Here is a 15,388-nt window from a genome sequence, read left to right on the forward strand (position 1 = left end):
TTTTCTTTCAGCTTGCCATCCTACCCATACTTTTGCAGACAAGGGGCTGGAGACCCCTTATTGAGTCGAGCATTATCAACGACAAGAAAGAGGATTAGTGTTTATTGTGCAGGTGACGATGGTTGGTTGTTTTAGCAGAATTCATCTCTTCTGGTAGGTCTTTTGAGTCCAGTGTATTGTTGTCCGTTACGGCGATCGCAATCAAGGGGCTGATCGCGGCTTGTCTTAGTCCTTGACGAACCAGTTCATTTAAATACCGCTGTTGCAACTTGTACCATTCTTTCCAGCATTCGTAACGCTGTTTAGTCAACAGCTTAGTCAATCCAGGCCCTTCCTGTCTCCAGTTAGAAGGTAGAACTTCATCCAAAAAAGCTTCCAATACCAAAGTATCTTGAATCGTGCCTAAAACTTCCTGAATTTGCTTAATCTCCTGCACATATTCTTGATAAACCGGCCCATAATGCTGTCTAAACAAGCTCATTTGATAGCGTACCCGTTTGGCTTGTTTGCGCAGATCGTGTAATGCTTCGCCCTGTTCTGAAATCTGGGCTTCAGCCCCCTTGAGAGTTAACCGAGTTTGCCGCTTGATTTTCTCTCCCTCTACAGTTACCCCAACCCACCAAGCTGGATGCAGCAATAATTGATTAATGTAAGGTAACAAGAGATCGGGTAATACACTATTAACCGGTAGTTCTGCCCAATTCTGATAGTGCGGCTCTTCCAACCATGTGTTTACCGACTGCTTAAAGTTCTTATACGTCTTACCCTTGAGGAAGTTTTTCACGGTTTTGAAAACTTTAGAGCGTCGTTTGGATAATTTTTGCAAGGCTTTCTCTAATAAGGGTTGCTCCTTAGCTTTTACTTGGGGTTGATACTCTTGCAGAGCTTCTTGCAGCACATCTAAATCTCGCAACTCTCCCAGGATTCTGGCCATTTTACCAATCCGCTTGTTACTCATCTGGGGGGGTAAGTCTAAAATGGGGGCAAAACCGGTAACTGCACTGCGTAACCGGCGCATTCCAACCCGCATCTGATGTAAATCTTCCGGATCTTGGTCAGCTAAAACCTTCTGTTCATAAGCGATCGCTTTGTGGAAATACTTTTCCATGCCCAGATAAGCCCAATCTCTTAACTGTTGCGTTTGAGAGTATCGCTGTTGAATCATCGTCTGTGCCCCTTACAATCAAATGAATCGCTCTAGCTGTTTAGGATATTTAGCTAAGAAGATCTAGGATAACCGACTTACACTCTCCTAGTAATTTGAATTATCAAAACTTCACAACTCTAAACTGTATCCGTTAGTACAGATCATTGCCTTCTGCTTTCAAACTGACTCACCCATGGCGATCGCCCAATTGATCGACACAAGCAAGCCTTGACCCATCCATCTATTGAAATTGGTCTCTAAGCCCTATATACTAAACTATAGATCAACCTTTTCTCAATTTACAGATTATTATGCCTCTCTACGATTATTTCTGCCCTAGTAATAATCGCCAGGTGGAAGTTTTTCATTCCCTCAATCAGACCATCGACACTTGGGGCAAACTGTGTGAATTAGCCCATATTGATCCTGAATGCACCCCCTTAGATGCACCGGTGCGTCGTTTAGTGAGCGCGCCTATGCTCAGTATTCCCACAAGCAATAATGATTACAAAAATTTAGGGTTTAGTAAACTAGTCAAGCGGGATGACGGCGTTTATGAAAACGTCACGGCAAAAGACGGAGAAGACCCCATTTACTATCGAAATCAAAGCTCTACCCATGGTGCTGACTCGAGTAGGTAATTCCCCTTCAGCTTAAACCATCCCTTCAATGAAGCCTTGATAGAATCACGCAAGTAACTTAACCCATTACCCAGAAAGAACCGTTATTTAACAAGGGGCTTCAGCCCCTTGTTAAGCGGAGTGTCACCAAGACAAAAAGCATTTACATGGGAGGGGCTGTTTTCGTGCCTAAATGGATAGACTTATCTGCACCCCGATAAGCATAATCAATGCCTAATTCTTTACAGAAATCTGCCAAGATGACATAAGTAGAACGCTTTAATAAAACTCCTTGCACAAAGGGTTGCACAGGGAAATCTTGGTCACCAATGGCATTTCCATTCACATCCAAGGGACGATTTAGGTAAATGTCAACATTGGGAAAATTGGGAATAATAGGAGCATCGGTCATATACTGAGGTTTGTATTTATCCGAAAGTAGGTTAATAAACCGGATGTCCCCGCTTTGGACTGTACCAATTCTGATTTGGAAGGGTGAGGTTAAATCTAATAACCGAGCATAACACCGGTTATCAGACAGGATATATCCTGTAGAAATTACTCGACCCCCAAAGAAGAGCCGACATTCTGTTTCCTGTTGATAATTTTCGATCTTTTGTAAGTCCGGATCGGCAGCAGCTTGCATGAAATTACGGATTTTATCTCGAAGGATATCACCCCCTACACCACCGCGATCGGAAGATTTCAGTTGCCACCAGTCCCAGCGCTCTGCTGTTCCTCCGGGCCATCCATCATGCCAACTAATGGGGCCATAATTATCATGGGGGAGACCATAATATCTAGCTGTACCAAAAGAAACTCCTGTACCTCGCCAAGCTTGCCACTTGGAGAAATCCCGATTGGCGGCTGCTTCTGCATGAGTCATGACAGTAGAGATGGTAATATCGTTGGGACCCCAACCCAAATCTAGGGCTAGGGATGCCACTTCTTTACACATATTGTCAATCTGAATATTAGTAGGAGGATAATCTCGCCAAGCCACTCCTCCCATACAAGAGCAACAGATACTAACAGAATTCGCATTGCGGGCATAAGTATGAGTCCGCAACATTTGGTCATAGCCGGTGAGCCGTTTAACTGTGCCATCACTCATGACTATAGTATGGTAATGACCAGGAGTTGCCCAGTTATAGTGAGTTCCACTCCAGTGTAAATAGATTTTCCGAATGATTTGACTCATAAACTTGCCTGATCCTAAGATATCGACCTCATTATATTTCAGGGATTTCGTCTAGAATATTAAAGTTGGGCAAAAAAGAAGCTTTCTTTAAAAAGAGCGATCGCCTCGATCCGCAATTTAGCCTAGTTCGTGACCCCTCTCCCTGACTCACAAAATCCCCAAGATCGAGTAAAAGTCCTCTCCCCAAACAGGTTCAGAATGCACCATAATAGGAAACAGAACTGGCCAAGGTTTTGGCTAACTCCACCCTTCACCCTATAACTGAATAAAACCTCCTACCACCATGACTGCCATCGTGCATTCCCTCTTTGATGCCCTCGCTCCTGAACCTTCTGAAGACTCCTTATCTGCCAGTACCCTAAAACTCGCTGTTGGAGATGCCCGTGAAGTCCTTGAACAACAACGACAGAAAAACCAAACCCTAACCACTAAACTCAATATATTATTTGTAACGAATGGAGCCTTGCTAACCAGTTTAACCCTATCTCGGTTGGTGCTAGTACCTAACCTGATCACAGTTGCTGAGTTGCTGGGCTTTCTTGTAAACTTTACATTGCTGATTTCGGCATTTCTCCCTCGGCAAATGGCAGTCAGCCCCAATTTAGGCGATCGCAAATTCCTCGAAACTTACCTCTCCCTCTCACCCGAGGAGTATCAACTCCAAATGTTGGTTAACTGGTCAGAAGCCTATAATGCCAATAAACAACGCCTTGATGATATCTCCCAATCCCTCTCCTATGCTGCTTATGCGACTTGGATGTTGGCGCTGGTGATTCTGACAGATATGGTAGTGGCTAACTTCTGTCCAGGGATGGCTTGTTTCCCTACTGTTTTGACTTACTTTGCCCTATGAGTTCCACTGCGGACAATCCCAATCCTCCCAAAAAGAAAGTCAACCTGCCGGAACCGGATCAGGATAATATTACGGTACTAACCAATAAGTTGCCCAAAAGGCCAATTTTGCCGTGGAACCGTTACGATTCTCCTTGGCACGATCCAGAAAAGAAAGATTCTTTGAAAGAAGAAGAGTCTAAAATAGCACCGAATGTAGAATATGAAGAGGCTGAAACTCCAGAAGAAACGCAAAAAGGAAATACAATTCCCTTTAAGCGCCATCAAGGATAGGTGTACTGATTACCAATTGCCCATTACCATAATTCTAATTGTCCTGGGGGAACATTCCCTCGGCGGTTTCGGTGGTATCCCAAGTGGCAACCGGTGCAGACAGCGACTAGATTTTCTAATCGATTGTCTTCTGGCCGAAAATTACGATACTCAGGCTAGCTTCCTACAACTCAACATTATTTAACTGTGCAGCAGCTAAGTTGGATTGCATTAAGTTAGCTTCCCCCAGTTTTGCTTCTTTATCTTCTTCTTCAGCAAAAGTAAGCAAGGCCAGATTGAACCCGTCAATATTAACCCCAGGTAAGATGTAGCACTCTGTTGCCCTAGTGGTAGGACAGACAAAACCATAGACATAAGTCCATTGATAGCAATGGTGGACGGAGGCAATGGGACGGGAGCCGATAGGACTCCAGACTTTGCACACAATCGGTTTGAGTCCGACACCTCATCAAATGCCCAAATCTCCACCTGTGCATCGGGATAGTCCTTCTCCAGCTTTGCCTTCAACTGAGGTATTTTTTTTAACGGCTTCTTGCTCTTACTTATCTCCTTTGGCATAGTGGGGACGGGGTCGTTGCCATGATGGTTTCAGCTTCTTCAAGTAGTCCCAACCCCTTTGGTTCTAAAGCAGGGGCCGTCCCGTGACTTTCTCTATCCATCTGGCTACTTTCGGCCCTGTCCAAACCCCACCATCGGACGGTGGGCTTTCTAGCTGATCGGCAGTAGGTATTTTGTTCACTTCCCCCACCTGTTATTCTTTCTTAGGGTAGGTTTAGGATGGTTATAGCTCAAAGGCAATCACACATTGGAGAGAAAACTATAATGTTATCTTGGAACAGACGTGAGAAGTGGACAGTAAATTAGAGTTCAAATAGGATTTTATGTACCTTGAGCAATTTAAATCAAAATTTGACTATTCAGGAGATACATTTCACAAAAAAGTAGAATCTTGTACTAATCAAGAAATTTCACATCTTGAAGAAAAATTAAATATAAAGTTTCCCTTAGCTTATCAAGAATTCCTGTTATGGGGAGGAAAAAAGGCGGGTGGCTTAATGGAAGGATCTGATTGTTTTTTTGAAAATCTTGAGATCAATCAAGAAACAGCTAAGTTGATTATAGAAGAGGATGATTTTCCCTTGTCACTCCCACAGAGTTCTTTAGTTTTTTTTATGCACCAAGACTATTATTTTTTATTTTTCAAAACTGCTGATGGTGATAATCCTCCTGTTTATTCTTATCAAGAGCATCAATCACGTAATTCTTTTAAACTGGAATACTGGAGTTATACAAATTTCTTAATCGATTACCTAGAAAAAGAAGCAGCTTGGCGTAAGAAATGGAAAATGTAAGGAAGGTGGGGTATAGGATTTTTAATGGGTTTGTGAACGATAAAGTTCGTTCTCTCCCTTAGTATAGTCGATTCGGTTAACAGTGAGACATAATTGTAGGGGCGAACGGCCGTTCGCCCCTACAGATACCGACGTTATAGATTGACTATAAGTAGAAATGGATAGGATCGCAGATGGAAGAACGTTCTTTGGGCTTAAAGTTGGTGATTATGTATAAAGGGTTTCTGGCAGTAGTAATGGCTGTTTTAGCGATCGCCTCGGCTTGGAGTTGGAGAAATTATGAGGCGATCGCACAGTGGGCAGAAGGCTACTTGGTTAATGGGGAATACAACACCATTGAATGGATTGTTCATTACATCCTCCATCATCAAGTGTCCGAACTGCAATTGATTGCCAGAATAGCTAGTGTTTATGCCCTAGGATTAGGAACAGCAACCCTAGGGTTATGGTATGGAAAATCCTGGGGAAATTTTCTTGTTACCCTATTAGCTGGGTTACCTCTACCAGTGGAAGTTTGGCAATCGATTCACCATCCTTCAGCCAATCATGTCATCCTTTTAGGGTTGAACTTGTTGGTCTTTTTCTATTTGCTCAATCATCTCCAGCAGCAACAGAAAACGGCCAAATTGTCCTGATCTCTATAGCAGAGAAAGGGAGAGTTAGGACATTTTCTATTGCGATTCGTGCCTGTTGCTAGAGTGCCTTAAACCATCACCTACCTTTTCTGCTATAGCAGAGAAGGAGTTGGTTATACCATTTCTCATTACATCACAAACCGCTGTAAGCACTCTAGCAATAACTATTGTTCTATCGTGCCACCCTAGAAAAGGGTTCCCAGCCGCTCGCGTCTTTAAATATCGGTAGTGTGCTACAAAATACTTTTGAAAAACGCTAAGGTCTCTTTCAGAGCAACAATAAAGCGATCGATTTCTGCAAATGTATTGTAGAAATATAAACTCGCTCTAGCGCTGGAATTAATCCCTAAAATCCGGTGTAAGGGCTGGGTGCAATGGTGTCCGGTACGAATCGCTACACCCGATTGATCCAAGAGGGAGGAGATATCATTGACGTGAATATCACCCGTGGTAAAAGTGGCGAGGGCGGCTCTAACAGTCTTCTGACTGGGTCTTGGCCCGTAAATTCTCACGTCGGGAACTTGCAGGAGTTGCTCAAACAAATAATCGGTTAACTCCAATTCGTAGGCGTGTATTTTGTCTAATCCAATACCCGTTAAATAATCGACGGCTGCGCCCAGGGCGATCGCCTCGGCAATGGCAGGGGTTCCAGCTTCAAATTTATGGGGCAGTTCGGCATAGGTGGCGCGATCGAGAAATACTTCAGCAATCATTTCCCCACCCCCCAAAAAGGGCGGCATCGCTTCAAGTAATTCTAATTTGCCATACAAGAACCCAATGCCAGTAGGACCGCACATTTTATGACCAGAAGCCACTAACCAATCACAGTCAATGGCTTGAACATCTAACTTTAAATGGGGGGCACTTTGGCAGGCATCAATTAACACTTTTGCGCCGATTTTATGGGCTTCCTGCACGATGTCTTCCACTGGATTAATACAGCCCAATGTATTAGAACCATGGACAACTGTAACTAATTTGGTTTGGGAACTGAGCAAGGACTTAAACTGCTCAAAATTGAATTCTTCCGTGTCTGTTAGCTCGACAAACTTTAGGACTGCTCCGGTTTTCTGGGCAATCATTTGCCAAGGCACTAAATTACTATGATGCTCCATCACCGAAGTAATGATTTCATCCCCCGGTTTTAAGGTATTTAATCCCCAAGCATAGGCAATGAGATTAACCGCTTCACTGGCATTCCGGGTAAAGACGATTTCATTACGCGATCGCGCATTCACAAACCCTGCAACCTTATCCCTAGCGCCTTCATAAGCTTCTGTCGCGCGACAACTGAGTAAATGAACCCCCCGATGCACATTGGCATTATCTCGCTGGTAATAGTGCTGTAAAGTCTCTAAAACAACCCTGGGTTTTTGGGAAGTTGCCGCATTATCCAAATACACTAAAGGATGTCCGTGAGCTTCCTGATGAAGAATCGGAAAATCATCTCGGACAAGGGCAGCTAGGGGTTTGGGCTGGGTAAACGTCATCATAGGGTTATGAATAGAGAATGATTAGGGAAAGTTTGAGGGATGCGGAGATAGGGAGATGGGGGGATAGAGATGTTTTATTTCCCCCCTTTTTTAGGTTGGCTCACACAGATCAAAAATGAGTCCGGCACGAGAGACACTGAGCCAGGGTAGTTTGCAAGGAAGTTAGGGGAATACGAGATAAAATATCATTGGCAAAGGCATCAATTAACAAATGACGACTCGCTTCTTGAGATAAGCCCCGACTTTGTAAATAAAAGACCTCTTCCTCTTCTAACTGACTTACCGTTGCCCCATGGGAGCATTTGACATTATCGGCGGTAATTTGCAGTTGAGGTTTGGTGTCTACTTTTGCTTTGTCTGACAAAATTAAATTGCGATTGAGCTGCTGGGCATGGGTTAACTGAGCAGCTTTAGGCACAAAAACCTTGCCATTGAAAATAGCATGGGCATTCCGATCCACAATACATTTATGCAGTTGGTTGCTGCTGCCATTCGGATACAAATGATTAATACTACTATGGGTATCAGAGCATTGTTTGCCGGTGATTTCAGTTAAGCCATTGAGAGTCGTTTGGGTTCCTTCTCCCTGCTGGATCGCATCAATGGTGTGACGGGATAAACCCGCTCCTAGACTAATGCCATTCAGGGTATATCGACTGTCGCGGTTTTGGCAAATTGCGGTTTTGCTGATGTGGATACTTTGCTGTCCTTCTTGCTGAATGCGAGTATGGTTAACCTGGGCGTTATCCTCTAACCAAACTTCCGTAACTGCATTACTGAAATAGGGGGTAATTCCGGGAGCGGCGGGACAACTGCTAATCGTAACATACTGTTCAACTAGGGTAACCGAACTGTTCGCTCCAGCAACCACTAAAGTCCGAGGACTGGCAAGTGCCGGTTCCCCATTCTCCGCCGATAAAAACAGCACATGAATCGGCGTTTCGACAACCTGATTGGCTGGTATCCAAACCAGCGCCCCATCCTGTAAGCTGGCACTATTTAGGGCAGTAAACACCTCTTGAGTTCCCGGTTGTTTGCCTAAATAGGGATTGAGTTTAGCTTCCGGAACCACCCCTGATAAGAGATGGGTGACGGTTTCTAAATTCACGCCAGAGAGATCCGAGAGATCGGGAGAATACACCCCATTGACGAATACCAGGCGACTGTTTGCTGCCTCGGGTAGGATAAAGGGCGTAATATCAATCTTGAGGGTTTCCTCCGGAAAAGTAGCGGGTTGGAAATTCACCCCCAAGAGGCGAGAAATATCTGTAAACCGCCATTCCTCATCCTGGGAGCTGGGGAACTGAAGTTCCGAGGCGATCGCCGCTCCATATTCCCGTACTGCTTGAATTAAAGACACCAGAGCTGGATCGAGTTGCGGGCGATCGAACCCTAGACGAGTGTTCAGAAGCTGTTGTACGGCTTGAAACCGGGGACTTTCCCGATTCAGATCCATGGAGGCGATCGCCCCAACTGAAAGCATATTCATCCTATTTCACCCCCTGTAATGCTTCCTCTAGAATCCAGTCATATCCCCTAGATTCAAGTTCTAAAGCCAACTCCTTATCCCCCGTGCGTAAAATTCGGCCATCTGCCATAACATGCACATAATCGGGGACAATATAATTCAACAACCGTTGATAGTGGGTAATCATCAATACCGCATTATCCGGGCGCGTCAACTGATTTACCCCATTGGCGACAATTTTCAGCGCATCAATATCCAAGCCTGAATCCGTTTCATCTAAAATCGACAATGTCGGTTCTAGAAGGGCCATTTGCAGAATTTCATTCCGCTTTTTCTCCCCTCCAGAAAACCCTTCATTCACACTGCGATCTAAAAATGCCGCATCCATTTTTACGACTTCTAACTTCTCTTCTACCAAATCTTGGAAGTCGAACGTATCTAACTCTTCCAAACCCTCTTGTTTGCGTTTAGAATTATAGGCAACGCGCAAAAAGTCTAAATTACTTACACCTGGAATTTCCAAGGGATACTGGAATGCCAGAAACACCCCAGAAGTTGCCCGGTCTTCTGCTTCCATTTCCAACAAATTCTCACCTTTATAAATTACCTCGCCACCCGTGACTTCATAGGCAGGATGACCGGCAAGAATCTTAGAAAACGTACTTTTCCCAGACCCATTGGGTCCCATAATTGCATGGATTTCTCCGGCATTAATTTCCAGATTTAACCCTTTGAGAATCGATTGTCCCGCCACGTTAGCGGTGAGGTTGCGTACTGATAAAATGCTCATCTTTAACCCACTGTTCCTTCTAGTTTCAAACTCAATAACTTATCTGCTTCTACCGCAAATTCCATCGGCAGTTGATTAAACACATCCTTACAGAAGCCACTAATCATCATCGAGACAGCATCTTCGGCAGAAATTCCCCGTTGGGCAAAATAAAAGAGTTGGTCTTCCCCAATTTTGGAAGTCGAGGCTTCATGCTCCACTTTTCCAGAATTATTCTGCACCTGGATATAGGGGAATGTATTGGCTTCGGCATTATCCCCAATTAGCATGGAATCACATTGGGAATAGTTTCTCGCCCCTTCTGCCTTGGGATTAACCTTGACCAAACCCCGATAACTGTTGGCAGAACCACCGGCAGAAATTCCTTTAGAAATAATCCGGCTGCGAGTGTTTTTGCCCACATGAACCATCTTGGTTCCCGTATCTGCTTGCTGCTTATTGTTGGTGAGAGCAACCGAGTAAAATTCGCCCACGGAATTATCGCCGACTAACACGCAACTGGGATATTTCCAAGTAATTGCAGAACCGGTTTCCACTTGAGTCCAGGAAATTTTAGAATTGACTCCTTTACAAATTCCTCGTTTGGTCACGAAGTTATAAATTCCACCTTTGCCATTTTCGTCTCCTGCATACCAGTTTTGTACGGTGGAATATTTAATATCGGCATTATCTAAAGCGACCAATTCCACAACTGCCGCGTGCAGTTGGTTCGTGTCGTACATCGGAGCTGTACAGCCTTCCAGGTAGGAGACCTGAGACCCTTCATCAGCTACAATTAAGGTGCGCTCAAATTGTCCGGTATCTCCACTGTTAATCCGGAAATAGGTGGACAGTTCCATAGGGCATTGGGTGTTTTTGGGAATATACACAAAGGAACCGTCACTAAATACGGCACTGTTGAGAGCCGCAAAGTAATTGTCTCCGACAGGAACTACACTACCGAGATATTTTTCTACCAGTTCGGGATAGTCATGAACGGCTTCGGAAATGGAGCAGAAAATCACGCCTTCTTTGGCGAGTTTTTCCCGGAAAGTTGTAGCAATAGAAACGCTATCAAAAACGGCATCAACGGCAACGTTAGAGAGTCGTTTTTGTTCGGACAAGGGAATACCGAGTTTCTCGAAGGTTTCTAGGAGAGCGGGGTCAACTTCATCGAGACTTTTCTTTTTATCTTGCTGTTTCGGAGCCGAATAATAGCTAATATTTTGGTAGTCGATGGGGGGATATTGAAGATGAGGCCAATTCGGTTCCTTCATTTCTAACCATCGACGGTAGGCTTTGAGACGGAAGTTGAGCATGAATTCCGGTTCATTTTTCTTGGCGGAAATCAGGCGGACTACGTCTTCGTTTAAGCCGTTGGGGATTTTGTCGGTTTCAATGTCGGTGATGAAACCATATTTGTAGGGTTGGTTGACTAGAGTTTTAACGCTAGTGGACATGGTGGGTGTTCTCTACTGACTGGTGGGACAAGGCTGGGTCTATTAGACTTCTTGCAGAAGGTGAGGGAATAGGAATAAAAATGCAAGATTACTCCATTACTATTTATTTTCTACCCACTTATGCAAGAGGTCTATTCCTTGATGAGCTTAGGATGTGGTGACGGTGTTGGTCGTACCGCGAATTTGATCGATGCTGATATTTCTTTCTGTGCCAACAAAGGGATTATCTTCGGTGAGGAAAAGCATACAGTGGCATTCTTTGCGCTCGCGCATGGGGACGCAAGGGCAGTTCCAGTAAGCAGCTTTGGCTTCGGCTTCTTTGTCTTCATAGTGACGACAGGGGCATAGGGGAGCGCCAAGTTCGTCTTTGTGTTTGGCGAGTCCTTCGATGACGACGGCTGTGATGCTCAGATCGGAACAAAAGTAAGTGCCGGTATTGTCCGCATATTTTTCGGAAAATTTCCGCATCGCTTCTAGACTATGCTCTGTGGCTTGTTGGGGTTGGGATGATAGGGTCATGGGCAAATTTTTAATGAACGAACAGAATTAAACTGAGTATAATGGGTTTAAACAACTTGATTGTTGCTTTACTTATGAGTTTAGCGTAGTTTAGCAACAAGTTTGTTGTCAAATTCTAATTTTGGCATCATGTGTACGCTGTAGTGGTGATTAAGTTTTGTGATGATCATGGGAATCGCTCACCAAATCTCGACGAAACGGACCATTCTGGAGTACCTACTCAAGGATGGTCGAGCAACAGCTTTGGGCTTGGCCGAGGCGTTGGGGGTTAGTCCCCAAGCGATTCGGCGACACCTGAAGGACTTGGAAGGGGAGGAGTTGATTGAGTATGAGGTTGTGCATGGGGATAAGGAGGGACATTCTTCGATGGGACGGCCCCAACATTGGTATTCCTTGAGTCGAAAGGGTCGCGATCGCTTCCCAAATAATCACGGTGAGTTTGCTGTGGCTCTTCTGGATACTTTAGCGGAAACGGTGGGCAAAGACCAAGTGGGGTCTATTTTGCAGAAACAATGGCAACGTAAAGCGCAAGTTTACCGCGATCGCCTCAGAAATGGCACGATCTCCGAACGAGTGGAGAAGTTGGTGGAACTCCGACAGCAAGAAGGCTATATGGCCCAATGGTATGCTGTAGAACCGGATGCCCAGAATCCGAATGGGGCGACTCGATTTATGTTAACTGAACATCATTGTGCCATTGCGGATGTAGCAGAATCGTTTCCGACGGTCTGTGGCCATGAATTGGAGATGTTTTCGGATCTGTTTCCTGATTGTGAGGTGGAACGCACCCATTGGATTATTGATGGAGAACATCGCTGTGGTTATTTAATTGCACCGTTGATGAATACGGCTGAATCAGCTTAAGTTTGGGCGATCGTTCCAGAAAATTCAATTAAATAAACCTTACGTTTCTCAAGCTTCTGGGTTGGGTGGGAAAGAATAGTGTTGAATGCAAGCCTTTTTAATTTTTAATCGATTATGAATTCCCGCTTACCGGTCGAATTTCTCACTGAAGAAGAAGCGATGATGGTCGATTCAGCTTTATTATCGTCGGCTGATAAGTTTTCTACTCGACTAGCGATTTACGCCTGTCGCGCTCTGAGAGAGATTAGTCTACAGACCCATCAACCCGCAGAGTCGATTTCTGAGGAGGCGATCGCCGATTGGGTGAAACACGACCCCCATATTCAGAAGATTATCGATCTTGATGAGAGCTTTATCAATTTTTTTGCACGTTTGGTGAGTTCAGCACGGGTTCCCTTGAATGAAATTGCCCAGGAAATCCAAGTGAAGGTAACCGATTTAAAGGTGATCGATATTGTTTTCTGGTTTGAAAAAGACCGCCGCATTGAAGTCTAACCGCTCCCTGAGCGGAGCGCCGCACTGAGCGAAGCCGAAGTGTCGAAGGGAGCGCCTGCGTCTTCCTATTTCCTATCCCCTATTGCCCTAAACCGAGGGTCTTCAAAGAGGGCGATCGCCTGCTCTAAAGGAAGAGGTCGCGAAAAGAAATACCCTTGACCGTAAGTACAGCCAAAGGATTTTAGCGCTTGCAAATGCTCATCAGTCTCGATCCCTTCACCGACTACGGTCATGCCCAAGGTTTTGGATAAATCGACCATTGCTTGACAAATACTGCAACTTTTATTCTGCTCTTTCACATTCATTCCCTGGACAAATGACTTATCAATTTTTAGGCTATCGAGATGGTATTCATTCAGATATTGCAAACTAGAATATCCTGTGCCGAAATCATCTAAAACCAAAGGAAATCCTAAAGCCTGGCATTGCTGCACCCAGGCAATTTCCCGTTCGCTATCAAATAAAGTCCGCTCTAAAATCTCTAGCTTCACTTGCTGATAATTGAGTCCATATTTATCGGTACAATTGAGTAAAAACTCTAGAAAATTAGGTTCTTCAATTTGGCAATTGGCAATATTAAAACTCATGCTCACGGGATAGTTGACCCGTTTTTGAAGAGTCTTAAGTGCTTCTAATCCGGTTTCTATTACCCATTGACCAATGGGCACAATTAAAGAAGTCGATTCTGCCAACGGAATGAATTCATCTGGAGAAACAAATCCTCGGTTGGGACTCTGCCAGCGAATTAAGGCTTCAAAGCCGGTGATGGTGTGGGTTTCTAAATTAATGATGGGTTGATAAACTAGCTTAAATTGTTCTTCATCCAAGGCGGTTCGTAACTCATTTTCCATGCGGATTAAATCCACCGCTTCTGTGAGTCGAAAGGAGAGACCTTTTTTGGGATTGATGTTAGGATAGAGTTTTTCTAGGAAAAATTTAGGTGCTAAAGAGTTAGTGCGCGATCGGAAATTTTGAGTTTCTGAGCGAAAATAGCGCATCACCATCAACAGTAACATTCGCAACAAAGGATCGGCTTCTTGAATGCGTCGGTTAACCTGTTCCTTGGTGACGACTGTGAGAATGACATCGGTTAAAGCAGTAGCGGAAGCAGAGCGGGGTTGACCATCAATTAGGGCAATTTCACCAAACATGGAGCCGGGATTAAGATGATTGAGAACCCGATGTTTTTCTTCTACCTGAGTCCAGATTTCTACTTCTCCCTCTTCGAGAATATAAGCAAAGTCTCCGCGATCGCCTTCATAAAAGATCGAGTCTCCGGACTGAACCCGGCGAGTTTGAAGCCGTTCGTAGAGTTTGGACTTCACGCTAAAGATCATGATGCTTCCCAAATATCGATCTGAGTTGGCTGGCAACTACTTCATAGATTATAACTGCTCTCCTACTGTCTACAGAAATGTAGCAGGTCACTGGGTATGTATGCACAACAATCTGTAGGAATCTTATCGGTTTAATTTCCAGTTTTCTATATATCTCTGAATTTGACTGACAAAAAAACGCGATTGCTCTAATAAACTTGTGGCCAACGTTTGATCGGGTGCTAACATTTCTCCATAATCACTCGCTTGTCGTTCATCAAATGCCCGATGCAAACTTCGGGATAATTCACGGGTAAAAATGCCTGTCTTGACAAACTCACGGTCAAAAAGACTAATTGCCCCACTATGCTTAGATGTCCCTAATCCCTGAGTGGCTAACAAACCCATAACCGCATAAAACATCGCATAGTATGACCGATTAATACAACCCCGAAAGGCTGATTGTTCCCATAATATCTCAGCTTCTCGTAAAGTTTCCTGGGCTTGGGAGAGTCTATATTCAACTAATAACTGTAACTGAGGATTAATCATACCGCAATGCCTTCATTGAAGACCTTGAATAACAACGGACTCGCCCCCACAGCCCCATGGTTTATTTCTGTCTGTGTCACGACAAATGTAGAAATCACTCGCTCAAATTCAAAACCAACCTCCCAGGCCACATCATAAATTTGTTCGCGCTTGACTCGATCCAACTCTGCTACTTTAATAAACACATCTAGATCCGATTCTTCCGTCGCATCTCCCCGTGCCCTGGAACCAAATACTCGTAACTCCAAAATTGGCATGATTTCGGTTAAGCGTTTAGAAAACGCTAAGGCGACTTGACGATCTTCTTCTTTCATGGTAGACAATATCCTAACACTAACTCTAATTTAACTCACTCCCGACTCCTTAGTGATC

18 protein-coding genes are annotated in these 15,388 nt (G+C 44.3%); 7 read left to right on the forward strand and 11 right to left on the reverse strand.

Annotated elements, in window-relative coordinates; all coding sequences use genetic code 11:
* Positions 1-94: 94 nt before the first annotated feature.
* Positions 95-1,165, reverse strand: coding sequence for a CHAD domain-containing protein (locus J7529_RS08195; RefSeq protein WP_318728585.1), 1,071 nt, complete (start codon positions 1,163-1,165; stop codon positions 95-97).
* Between the two features lie 293 nt (positions 1,166-1,458).
* Here J7529_RS08195 and J7529_RS08200 point away from each other — a divergent pair, with 293 nt between their 5' ends.
* Positions 1,459-1,788: a hypothetical protein gene (locus J7529_RS08200; RefSeq protein ID WP_318728586.1), complete on the forward strand. Its 330-nt coding sequence runs from the start codon at positions 1,459-1,461 to the stop codon at positions 1,786-1,788.
* A gap of 142 nt (positions 1,789-1,930) precedes the next feature.
* Here J7529_RS08200 and J7529_RS08205 read toward each other — a convergent pair whose 3' ends face one another.
* Positions 1,931-2,968, reverse strand: a complete 1,038-nt coding sequence (locus tag J7529_RS08205) for an N-acetylmuramoyl-L-alanine amidase (protein WP_318728587.1) — start codon at positions 2,966-2,968, stop codon at positions 1,931-1,933.
* A gap of 283 nt (positions 2,969-3,251) precedes the next feature.
* On the opposite strand from J7529_RS08205, the gene J7529_RS08210 reads away from it, so the two are divergent.
* The gene (locus tag J7529_RS08210) at positions 3,252-3,821 is read left to right on the forward strand and encodes a hypothetical protein (RefSeq protein ID WP_271942183.1); all 570 of its coding nucleotides are present in this window, start codon (positions 3,252-3,254) and stop codon (positions 3,819-3,821) included.
* The gene (locus J7529_RS08215; RefSeq protein ID WP_318728588.1) at positions 3,818-4,093 is read left to right on the forward strand and encodes a hypothetical protein; all 276 of its coding nucleotides are present in this window, start codon (positions 3,818-3,820) and stop codon (positions 4,091-4,093) included. Before J7529_RS08210 ends, J7529_RS08215 begins: the two co-directional genes overlap by 4 nt.
* Before the next feature lie 163 nt (positions 4,094-4,256).
* On the opposite strand, the gene J7529_RS08220 is transcribed toward J7529_RS08215, so the two are convergent.
* Positions 4,257-4,517: a hypothetical protein gene (locus J7529_RS08220; RefSeq protein WP_318728589.1), complete on the reverse strand. Its 261-nt coding sequence runs from the start codon at positions 4,515-4,517 to the stop codon at positions 4,257-4,259.
* A gap of 457 nt (positions 4,518-4,974) precedes the next feature.
* On the opposite strand from J7529_RS08220, the gene J7529_RS08225 reads away from it, so the two are divergent.
* Positions 4,975-5,445, forward strand: a complete 471-nt coding sequence (locus tag J7529_RS08225; protein ID WP_318728590.1) for an SMI1/KNR4 family protein — start codon at positions 4,975-4,977, stop codon at positions 5,443-5,445.
* Between the two features lie 173 nt (positions 5,446-5,618).
* Positions 5,619-6,080, forward strand: a complete 462-nt coding sequence (locus J7529_RS08230; RefSeq protein ID WP_318728591.1) for a DUF2127 domain-containing protein — start codon at positions 5,619-5,621, stop codon at positions 6,078-6,080.
* Between the two features lie 233 nt (positions 6,081-6,313).
* On the opposite strand, the gene J7529_RS08235 is transcribed toward J7529_RS08230, so the two are convergent.
* The 5 genes from J7529_RS08235 to J7529_RS08255 form a co-directional block, all read right to left on the reverse strand.
* Positions 6,314-7,570, reverse strand: coding sequence for a SufS family cysteine desulfurase (locus J7529_RS08235; protein WP_413038844.1), 1,257 nt, complete (start codon positions 7,568-7,570; stop codon positions 6,314-6,316).
* A gap of 112 nt (positions 7,571-7,682) precedes the next feature.
* Positions 7,683-9,062: a Fe-S cluster assembly protein SufD gene (gene sufD / locus J7529_RS08240; RefSeq protein WP_318728593.1), complete on the reverse strand. Its 1,380-nt coding sequence runs from the start codon at positions 9,060-9,062 to the stop codon at positions 7,683-7,685.
* A 1-nt stretch (position 9,063) separates the two neighbouring features.
* On the reverse strand, positions 9,064-9,831 hold the full coding sequence (gene sufC, locus J7529_RS08245; RefSeq protein ID WP_318728594.1) for a Fe-S cluster assembly ATPase SufC: 768 nt from the start codon (positions 9,829-9,831) through the stop codon (positions 9,064-9,066).
* Between the two features lie 2 nt (positions 9,832-9,833).
* Positions 9,834-11,270 carry a Fe-S cluster assembly protein SufB gene (sufB, locus tag J7529_RS08250; RefSeq protein ID WP_318701508.1) on the reverse strand — a complete coding sequence of 479 codons (1,437 nt, stop codon included), beginning with the start codon at positions 11,268-11,270 and terminating at the stop codon, positions 9,834-9,836.
* A gap of 147 nt (positions 11,271-11,417) precedes the next feature.
* On the reverse strand, positions 11,418-11,789 hold the full coding sequence (locus J7529_RS08255; protein ID WP_271942203.1) for a ferredoxin-thioredoxin reductase catalytic domain-containing protein: 372 nt from the start codon (positions 11,787-11,789) through the stop codon (positions 11,418-11,420).
* 168 nt (positions 11,790-11,957) lie between these two features.
* Between J7529_RS08255 and sufR the strand changes: the two genes are divergently transcribed.
* Together sufR and J7529_RS08265 are read left to right on the forward strand one after the other, a co-directional pair.
* Positions 11,958-12,653 (forward strand): iron-sulfur cluster biosynthesis transcriptional regulator SufR, encoded by a 696-nt coding sequence (sufR, locus tag J7529_RS08260; protein ID WP_413038845.1) that lies wholly within the window; start codon positions 11,958-11,960, stop codon positions 12,651-12,653.
* 114 nt (positions 12,654-12,767) lie between these two features.
* Positions 12,768-13,148, forward strand: a complete 381-nt coding sequence (locus tag J7529_RS08265) for a hypothetical protein (RefSeq protein ID WP_271942208.1) — start codon at positions 12,768-12,770, stop codon at positions 13,146-13,148.
* Positions 13,149-13,213: 65 nt separating this feature from the next.
* Here J7529_RS08265 and J7529_RS08270 read toward each other — a convergent pair whose 3' ends face one another.
* The 3 genes from J7529_RS08270 to J7529_RS08280 form a co-directional block, all read right to left on the reverse strand.
* A complete protein-coding gene (locus J7529_RS08270) occupies positions 13,214-14,485 on the reverse strand; it encodes an EAL domain-containing protein (RefSeq protein ID WP_318728595.1) in 1,272 nt (423 codons plus the stop codon).
* Positions 14,486-14,608: 123 nt separating this feature from the next.
* A complete protein-coding gene (locus J7529_RS08275) occupies positions 14,609-15,016 on the reverse strand; it encodes a HEPN domain-containing protein (RefSeq protein WP_318728596.1) in 408 nt (135 codons plus the stop codon).
* On the reverse strand, positions 15,013-15,330 hold the full coding sequence (locus tag J7529_RS08280) for a nucleotidyltransferase domain-containing protein (RefSeq protein WP_271942217.1): 318 nt from the start codon (positions 15,328-15,330) through the stop codon (positions 15,013-15,015). The genes J7529_RS08275 and J7529_RS08280 overlap by 4 nt, the downstream gene beginning before the upstream one ends.
* Positions 15,331-15,388 lie beyond the last annotated feature (58 nt).

This window comes from Roseofilum sp. Guam (assembly GCF_017746735.1).
GTDB lineage: Bacteria > Cyanobacteriota > Cyanobacteriia > Cyanobacteriales > Desertifilaceae > Roseofilum > Roseofilum reptotaenium.

What these genes read in the sequence shown, in the direction of transcription:
- J7529_RS08205 (WP_318728587.1), bottom strand. Translation starts at nt 2,968, where the DNA reads ATGAGTCAAATCATTCGGAAAATCTATTTACACTGGAGTGGAACTCAC.
- J7529_RS08235 (WP_413038844.1), bottom strand. Translation starts at nt 7,570, where the DNA reads ATGACGTTTACCCAGCCCAAACCCCTAGCTGCCCTTGTCCGAGATGAT.
- J7529_RS08215 (WP_318728588.1), top strand. Translation starts at nt 3,818, where the DNA reads ATGAGTTCCACTGCGGACAATCCCAATCCTCCCAAAAAGAAAGTCAAC.
- J7529_RS08265 (WP_271942208.1), top strand. Translation starts at nt 12,768, where the DNA reads ATGAATTCCCGCTTACCGGTCGAATTTCTCACTGAAGAAGAAGCGATG.
- sufB (WP_318701508.1), bottom strand. Translation starts at nt 11,270, where the DNA reads ATGTCCACTAGCGTTAAAACTCTAGTCAACCAACCCTACAAATATGGT.
- J7529_RS08225 (WP_318728590.1), top strand. Translation starts at nt 4,975, where the DNA reads ATGTACCTTGAGCAATTTAAATCAAAATTTGACTATTCAGGAGATACA.
- J7529_RS08210 (WP_271942183.1), top strand. Translation starts at nt 3,252, where the DNA reads ATGACTGCCATCGTGCATTCCCTCTTTGATGCCCTCGCTCCTGAACCT.
- J7529_RS08255 (WP_271942203.1), bottom strand. Translation starts at nt 11,789, where the DNA reads ATGACCCTATCATCCCAACCCCAACAAGCCACAGAGCATAGTCTAGAA.
- J7529_RS08275 (WP_318728596.1), bottom strand. Translation starts at nt 15,016, where the DNA reads ATGATTAATCCTCAGTTACAGTTATTAGTTGAATATAGACTCTCCCAA.
- J7529_RS08195 (WP_318728585.1), bottom strand. Translation starts at nt 1,165, where the DNA reads ATGATTCAACAGCGATACTCTCAAACGCAACAGTTAAGAGATTGGGCT.
- sufD (WP_318728593.1), bottom strand. Translation starts at nt 9,062, where the DNA reads ATGAATATGCTTTCAGTTGGGGCGATCGCCTCCATGGATCTGAATCGG.
- sufR (WP_413038845.1), top strand. Translation starts at nt 11,958, where the DNA reads ATGGGAATCGCTCACCAAATCTCGACGAAACGGACCATTCTGGAGTAC.
- sufC (WP_318728594.1), bottom strand. Translation starts at nt 9,831, where the DNA reads ATGAGCATTTTATCAGTACGCAACCTCACCGCTAACGTGGCGGGACAA.
- J7529_RS08280 (WP_271942217.1), bottom strand. Translation starts at nt 15,330, where the DNA reads ATGAAAGAAGAAGATCGTCAAGTCGCCTTAGCGTTTTCTAAACGCTTA.
- J7529_RS08230 (WP_318728591.1), top strand. Translation starts at nt 5,619, where the DNA reads ATGGAAGAACGTTCTTTGGGCTTAAAGTTGGTGATTATGTATAAAGGG.
- J7529_RS08270 (WP_318728595.1), bottom strand. Translation starts at nt 14,485, where the DNA reads ATGATCTTTAGCGTGAAGTCCAAACTCTACGAACGGCTTCAAACTCGC.
- J7529_RS08200 (WP_318728586.1), top strand. Translation starts at nt 1,459, where the DNA reads ATGCCTCTCTACGATTATTTCTGCCCTAGTAATAATCGCCAGGTGGAA.